Origin of the sequence: Hymenobacter norwichensis DSM 15439 (assembly GCF_000420705.1) — a bacterium.
Classification (GTDB): domain Bacteria; phylum Bacteroidota; class Bacteroidia; order Cytophagales; family Hymenobacteraceae; genus Hymenobacter; species Hymenobacter norwichensis.
The window spans coordinates 134,656-142,074 of the sequence record NZ_ATVL01000014.1 but is presented as its reverse complement, the minus strand read 5'-3'; the positions used below and the strand labels follow the sequence as shown (position 1 = coordinate 142,074).

3 protein-coding genes are annotated in these 7,419 nt (G+C 55.4%); 2 read left to right on the top strand and 1 reads right to left on the bottom strand.

The genetic code is table 11. The annotated features are described in order from the left end of the window. Positions 1 to 3,671: FG-GAP-like repeat-containing protein (locus G536_RS29915; RefSeq protein WP_157530956.1), on the bottom strand; the 3,671-nt coding region annotated here is incomplete at its 3' end. Between the two features lie 433 nt (positions 3,672 to 4,104). Between G536_RS29915 and G536_RS0125435 the strand changes: the two genes are divergently transcribed. Together G536_RS0125435 and G536_RS0125430 are read left to right on the top strand one after the other, a co-directional pair. After that, complete coding sequence (locus tag G536_RS0125435; RefSeq protein ID WP_022826435.1) at positions 4,105 to 4,293, top strand: hypothetical protein; 189 nt, start codon at positions 4,105 to 4,107, stop codon at positions 4,291 to 4,293. Positions 4,294 to 5,099: 806 nt separating this feature from the next. Then, on the top strand, positions 5,100 to 7,409 hold the full coding sequence (locus tag G536_RS0125430) for a histidine kinase dimerization/phosphoacceptor domain -containing protein (protein WP_022826434.1): 2,310 nt from the start codon (positions 5,100 to 5,102) through the stop codon (positions 7,407 to 7,409). Positions 7,410 to 7,419: the final 10 nt, after the last annotated feature.

Below are 7,419 nucleotides of genomic sequence, written 5' to 3'. Positions count from 1 at the left end.
AACACGCCCAACGGGTTGTAGACTCTCACCTGCGCCAAGCCGGCCTGCGTGGGGCGGAACGACACGGTGGCCTGGTCGGTCACCGGGTTCGGATACGCCTGTAGCTGGCTCTCGTTAGATGAACTGGTAGCTACTGGGCCGTTGTAGTTGCTGCTGGCAATGCTGGTGGTGCAGGTCGCGTCGCCTTGGACAACAACCGTAACAGTTTGCGAGGAGACGTTACCTGAGTTGTCGGTGACGGTTAGTGTCACGGGGTTGGCGCCCACGTTGGCGCAGGTAAACGTACGAGGACTGATGCTCATCGAGGCAATCGATCCGCATTGGTCATAGCTGCCATAATCGATATTGGTCGCCTCAATCGTACGCGTGCCATCTATCAGCGTGGTTTCGAAATCAGCCGCCACAATTACCGGCGCCGTGTTATCGATGATAAAGACCGTCACGGTTTCACTGGCCGAGTTGCCGGCGTTGTCGGTGACGGTGAGCATGACTTGGTTGGGGCCAATATTGGCACAGGTGAACGTGCGCGGGCTGATGCGCATCGAAGCAATGCCGCTGCACTCGTCGAAGCTGCCCCAGTCTACATCGGCGGCTTCAATCGTGCGCAAGCCGTTGCTTTCAATGGCCGTAATGAAGCCAGCCGCCCGAATAATAGGTGCCTGCCGGTCTTCCACCGTCACAGTAAAGCTTTCTGTCGTCGTACCACACGTGTTGGTGGCTGTCACCGTCACACTGGTTGTGCCCACCGGGAAGACGTAAGGCGAGGTGATGGTCGTGCCATTGACGGCGTAGCTCACAGTTGGAGCGGGAGTGCCGGTAGCCGTGGCCGTAAAGGCGGCGCTGGCACCACATTGCCCACTAATAGCTACCACGCGCTGGTCGGCGGGTGGCGTGAGCACGGGCGTCGTGCAAGCAACGCGCGTGAGTTGCACCGTTACCAAGGCGGTAGTGGATAGCGCGGGCGTGCCATTATCCGTAACGCGCACACTCAACGAGAACGTAGACGTAAGCGAGGACATAAGGGCAGCGGGATTGAGGACCCGCAGTTCATTATCCACCAAGGTGAAGGCCCCGCTCGTGTTGCTGCCTTGTAGCGCGTACGTCAGCGTCTGGCCCGCATCCGGATCCGAGGCCACGATGGTGCCAACCAGTAGCCCACTAGGGGAATTATCCGCAATGGTAAAGGTCTGATTGGCAATAACCGGGGCGTTGTTTACCGGCGTAACCTGGATGGTGAAACTCTGGCTACTGGCTAGCGTGCCGTCGGAGGCTTGCGCAGTAATGACATGCGAAGTAGCCACAGCATAGTTCAGTAGCGCACCATTGGCGACGGTGACCACGCCAGTGGAGGAGTTGATAGTGAACCGGCCACCTGCATCATTAGTCAGCGAGTAAGTAAGTGTGGGGCTATCACTATCGGTTGCGGCTACGGTGATACCTACCGGCGTACCCATAGCTGCCCGCTCGGCAATAGTGTTAGCGGCCAAGTCTGCATCCACCGGAATGGCGGGTGCCCCGTTGACTGCTTGTATTTGCACCACCTTGGTAGCTGGGGCACTGCTGTCAATACCATCCGAAACCACAAAGCTGATCGTGCGTGGCGTGGTTGTGGGGTTGGCCGACTTGTTGGTATAGGTGACGGTGCGGAGTAGTGCTTGCCATTGAGCTATTGTACCACGACCGGTGATGGTGAGCACCCCGTTGTTGTAGTTATAACTAAACCCATTGACAAGCGTCACATCTAGGACGTCTTCGAGCGCAACCAACCCACTGGTGATGCGAACAGCCGCCGACGTGAGCACCAAACTATTGACACCTAGGCCGGCATCCACTATGGTAGCGACCTGCTCAAGAGCTGTTGTGGTTCCGGCGGTCGTAGTTACCATCGGTGCTTGCGTGACCTGGAAGAGAGTGCTGGACGTGGCCGTCGCGGCGGGCGTGGTAACGGCAATTGGCCCGGTAGTCGCCCCAGCTGGCACCGTCACAGTGATTTGGTTGGCGGAATTGACGGCGAAGTTAGTGGCAGCAACCCCATTAAACGTCACCGCTGTAGCTCCTATGAAATTCGCACCGTTTATAATTACGTTCCTGCCTACGGTGCCGCTGGTGGGCGAGAACATGAAAATCCTTGGCACAGGCTGGTTGCGCAGCACTCCTACCGCGTTGTCCCCATAGTTGGCCACGAGCAGGTCTAGGTCGCCGTCCCCGTCGATATCGCCCACGGCCAAGTCGGTAGGACGAAAACCCGCTGGAACATCCAACGTTCCGGAGAAGCGACCTTGCCCATCACCCAGGCGCACACTAACTGTTCCCTGATCAGAAAAGTTGGCTGTCACCAAATCTAGGTTACCATCGCCATTTACGTCAGCAGTTTGGATTTGAAACGGACTCCCGATGGGGACAGAGAAACCAATGGGGAAGGATAGGCTATTAGCGAAGGAAAATCCTCCCTGACCGTTGCCTAGATATGTGCTTACGAAGTCGGAGGGATTGTTGCTGTTGGTGATGTTGGAAGTTAGAAAGTCCAGGTTGCCATCGTTGTTGACATCAGCAGCCACCAAACTATACAAGCTGCTTCCTGCGGGCATTGGAATATCGGTTATACCGGAAAAGTTGCCCTGCCCATCTCCCATGCGGACACTGACCGTACTGATTGAGCCGAACATAACTGTACCGGTCAGTAAATCTAAATTACCATCCCCGTTCACATCAGCCACCGCAATGTGCCGTGTGCCAAGATTCAGAGCCACATTCGTTGTGCCAGAGAACCCGCCTTGCCCATTGCCGAAGCGTATGCTGACCTGACCACTACGCACGGGGTTGGCGCTGCCGTACTCCGTGGTCAGCAAGTCCAGATTACCATCGGCATTGACATCAGCCAACGCTATTTTTTGCGGGTAATTATTACTTGCCACTAGTACATCCGGCACGGCTGTAAACCCTGCTTGGCCGTTGCCGAGGCGTATGCTCACCGTCCCGGTACCCGTGGTGGAACTGAGGGTTAGAAAATCTAGGTTGCCGTCTCCGTTCACGTCGCCGGCCACTAAATCAGAAGGATCGCTTGCTAGCGGTATGATGGTGGTGCCAGAGAAGGCGCCTTGGCCATTACCCAAACGCACACTCACGTTTCCAGTATTGGTAATCGTTCGGTTGGTGGTCAGAAAGTCGAGGTTGCCGTCATTATTGACATCGACGGCAACTACGTTACTGGGCTGCCCGTCTACTGGTGCCGTAGACTTGGAGAAGGTGGCCGGTCCCACACCAGCCTGGGTGGTGAACTGATACACGTACCGCTTCGCGCGGGAGCTTGCCGGCACCCCCGGCAAGGCCGTCACGTAGACCACCTCGCCGGGCTTGAAATTTTGAGCTGGGTCGAAGGTGAGCCGGTTGCCGAAGACCGTCGTCGTACCCACCTTGTGCCCCCCTGCTTGCTGCGAGAAGACGTGCACAGCATTATTAGCAGGCGTTGAGTTGATAGCTTCGGTATAAGTCAGGGATACATCCGTGCCGAGCGGTACTGAGTTGGCGTTGCGTGCCGGAGTAGTACCACTTATAGGGGGTGGAGAGAATTGTGCTTGACTGCATAGCGGAAATAATAAGGCAGCAAGAGCGGCTAACTGTCTGTAACTGTACACAGAAAAAAAGCAGAAAGGCAATAAAGGTTTTCGCATAAGCGGGAAAGAGAATTGATAAATGTAGAAGCCTTAACCAACCGTCGTACTCAAGTTAATATTAGCACTTAGAGTAGCTTTTTTTGACCTTCTCAAAGGTATCTTATCTATTCGCTGCTATCCAACACCCTGCTTATATTTATATAATTTTATTATTTCTTATAATTTTCTATAATACAACCGTTCGTTCTCATTCAAGTAGGTGCAGTCACAAATGAGTCGATAATCAAGACGATTGCTTGGTTAAATAGTCAACCTTTCAGTGAAACAAGCCTATTTCATGTTGGTACATAATTATAAAATCATGTTACATTCAAATAGTTATAGTCTTAAACGAGCCGCGACTGGCCTGTCGCACTGCTAGGGGGCCTAGTAGCTTTGTAGCATTACAAAGCTATTCCGCTCAGCAACCTACCTTACCACACCTCCTTTTATGCTCACCTCCCCTATCTCCTTAACACCGTTACCTATCGCTTCTCACCTGTTCACGCTCAGTACGCAGGATGTCGTGCCGGGCTACGCCACCATCGACGGCGACTATATTTCGCAGGAAGAAGGAGAAGAGGCCTTACGTACCGGCATGGCCGTACTGGTGGGTGGCTTGTTTGTCGGGTTGGGATAACATCAAGTAAGGGCTACGATATATTACATAGCCAGCCCTTGTGACCATCAGGCAAAGTTCGTTTTCATGCTAGACCGGCCACAACACCCGTGCGCAAGCGTTGATATGCGCGTTCCTCCTCTGTGGACGCCGTATGGCGCTGCACCTTGTCAAGCACTCAACTGATGCTTTCAACGATTTGCCAATCGAAATGGTAGCGGACCGAACACGTGTTGTTGAAAAGCTCAGTTGCTCCCGGCGGCTACGAAACTGGCCATTGACACGGCCCGTAGTAAATGTGCTAAGCTGCCGACCATTATGCGGGCCTTCGCGCACACAAAAGGCATCCCATTAGACCGGCGTAATTACCCCGACGAGTTCATAGCCAGGCAGTTGCCAGCTTACCGGCGGGCCCAGTCGGTAGGCTTTGCCAAGTCCACTCGTTGTGATGCTGCCGACCCTAGCCGCTTCTTGCGGTAGCAGCCCGATGCGCTGCTATCGACAGCCCCTACCCTATACTATTCGGGTTGAATTGCTAGTCAACGAGTTGAGCTTCAGCCTATAATTGCATACCCCCTTTGTAGTATAGATACGCCGTATGGGCCGGAGATGTGGTAAGCTGCGCTGCTATGAATTGCCTTCTTCTTGACAAAAGTCAAGGGGGGCAGGCAGCATTGGAATGTACTTTTGGGCAATGAGGAAAGCCTGCTGAGTAAATTGGAACTAGCCAGTTGGATAGCAAACCGACTAAAAGCTACCTGTAGACTGGTACCTTAGAATGCTCGCGTTTCAGTAAGTGGCCGTTCCTATATCCTTACGTTCCTGCTGTGAAGTACTTACTGCTGCTCTTGCTGTTGCTTGCCCTCACCAGCCAGGCCGAGCCCTACTACCCCATTCTAAGCAAAATTGAAGCTGACAGCCTACGCCGCCAGCTACGGCGCAGCGCGCCCGATACCAACCGCGTGAAGCTGCTGGTGCAGTTCAGCAACAACCTAACGTCTCTGACCTATTACCTGGATAAGCCGGACTCGGTAGCAGCGTACATTCGCCAGGCCCAAGCTCTGAGCAAATCCTTACATTATGCTGCCGGACAAATAGATGCCGACTACGCACTAGGCTATTTGCTGCGCAAAGACCCAGGCGGCCGGGAGGTTGTGTTGCAGGCCTTGGCGCGCAGCCAGCAGCGGCACGACCGGCGCCGGGAAGCCATTGGCTGGTACTTGCTCAGCGAAACCTACGAAAAATCGATGGCGCTCCACCCGCAGCGGATTCGGTATTTCAAGCAGGCCATCCGGCTGTTTGGGGCCGTGCACGAGCCGGTGCAGAAGGCCCGGGTGCTACGCGAGCTAGCCGACGCCTACCTGATGCAGGGCCAGCCGGCGCGGGCGCGGGAGGAGTTGCTACGCAGCTTGGCTTTGTATCGAGCAGCCGATTATCGTAAGCAGCACTCTTCCCTCGACCTGCTCGCCGCCACCAACGATGCGCTGGGCAACTACAAAGACGCCTTACAATACGCACTGGCTGCCGTGGCTAGCGCCAAGCGCAGCCAAGACACCCTGCTGCTGTGCACTTACTACATGCGGGTAGGCGCCGTGTACCAACAGTTCGACCAACGCGAGAAGATACTTCAGTACTACCGGCTGGCGATGCGCAGCGCCGAAGCCAACCACTACCACGAAACGGCGCTTGGCTTGGCTTCAACTATTGCCCGCGTCTTGCTTGCTGAAAACCGGCCGCAAGAGGCGCTGGCGCTCATACTAAAAAAAAGTAAGGCCTACCCGCCGCAAGACGATTTTACCCGCCTGAAAGTAGCGCAAGGGCTTATCAGTTGCTACCTGCGCACCAAGCAGTATACCTTAGCTATGGCCTATTGCCGGCAAATAGAAACCTATCTGACTAGCAAGCACGTCACCTCGGATTACCGCGTGCTGCACGGGGCCTACCTGACTGTGGGGGCGTGCTGCTTGGCCACTAGGCAATACGACAAAGCGCGGGCCTACCTCCTGAAATCCTTGGCCGCGGGCCAGGTGGTGCTCACCCGCAGCAGCATGGCCCACGCGTGTTTGCTGTTGTACAAAGTTGATTCGGCCCAGGGCAAGCTGCCCTCCGCCATTGCGTACTACAAGCGCTACAAAGCCATCAACGACAGCATCTTCAATGAGAAAAACAGTAAGCAGCTGGCCGCCTTGCAGATTCAATACGACACCGAAAAGCGCGAGCAGAGTATTGCCTTGCTTACCAAACAAAGCCTGATGCAGCGAATGACCATTCGGCAGCGCGAGTTCCAGCGCAACGCCGTGCTGGGGGGCGCTGCCCTGCTAGTGTTGGTGCTGGGCCTGGGCTACAACCGCTACCGCCTTAAGCAGCGCAGCGCGCGCCTGCTGGAGCAGAAGCAACTCGCCCTGGAAATTAAGCAAGCCGAAATCAACCGCAAAAATGCAGCGTTAGAACAGGTGCTAAGCGAGAAAGACCAATTGCTAGAAGAACGGCAGGGGCTGTTGGTAGAGAAGGACTGGATGCTGAAGGAAATCCACCATCGGGTGAAGAATAATTTACAGGTAGTGAGTAGCTTGCTCTCGACTCAGTCGCGCCACTTGCAGGACCCGCAGGCCGTAGCTGCTATCCGCGAGAGCCAGAACCGGGTGCAGGTGATGGCCCTGCTGCACGAGAAGCTCTACCAAGCCGACAACATCGGCCGTGTGAACATGGCCGACTACGCCCGCGAAATCGTGACCTACCTAGTCGAGTCCTTCGACCGCCAAAGGTCGGTAAATACGCAGTTGGACTTGGCCCGAGTGGAGTTGGAAACCACGGTGGCCACGCCCCTAGGTCTGATTATCAACGAAGCGGTGACCAATGTCCTCAAGCACGCCTTCCCGCCGCCCCGGCGCGGTACGCTCACGGTGTGCTTGGCCAGCTTGGCCCCGCAGTCCTACCAACTCACTATTACCGACGACGGAGTTGGCCTGCCGCCAGGCTTCGAGTTGCAGCGCAGCCGCAGCCTGGGCATTGTCATCATCAAAGGCTTGAGCCGCCAACTCGATGGGCAGCTGGCCATGAGCACGACCGATGGGGTGCGTATCAACCTGCAATTTGACACAAGCAAAAAGCCCGTTCACGCCGAAGCCGTGGCCTAGGGACGGCCTA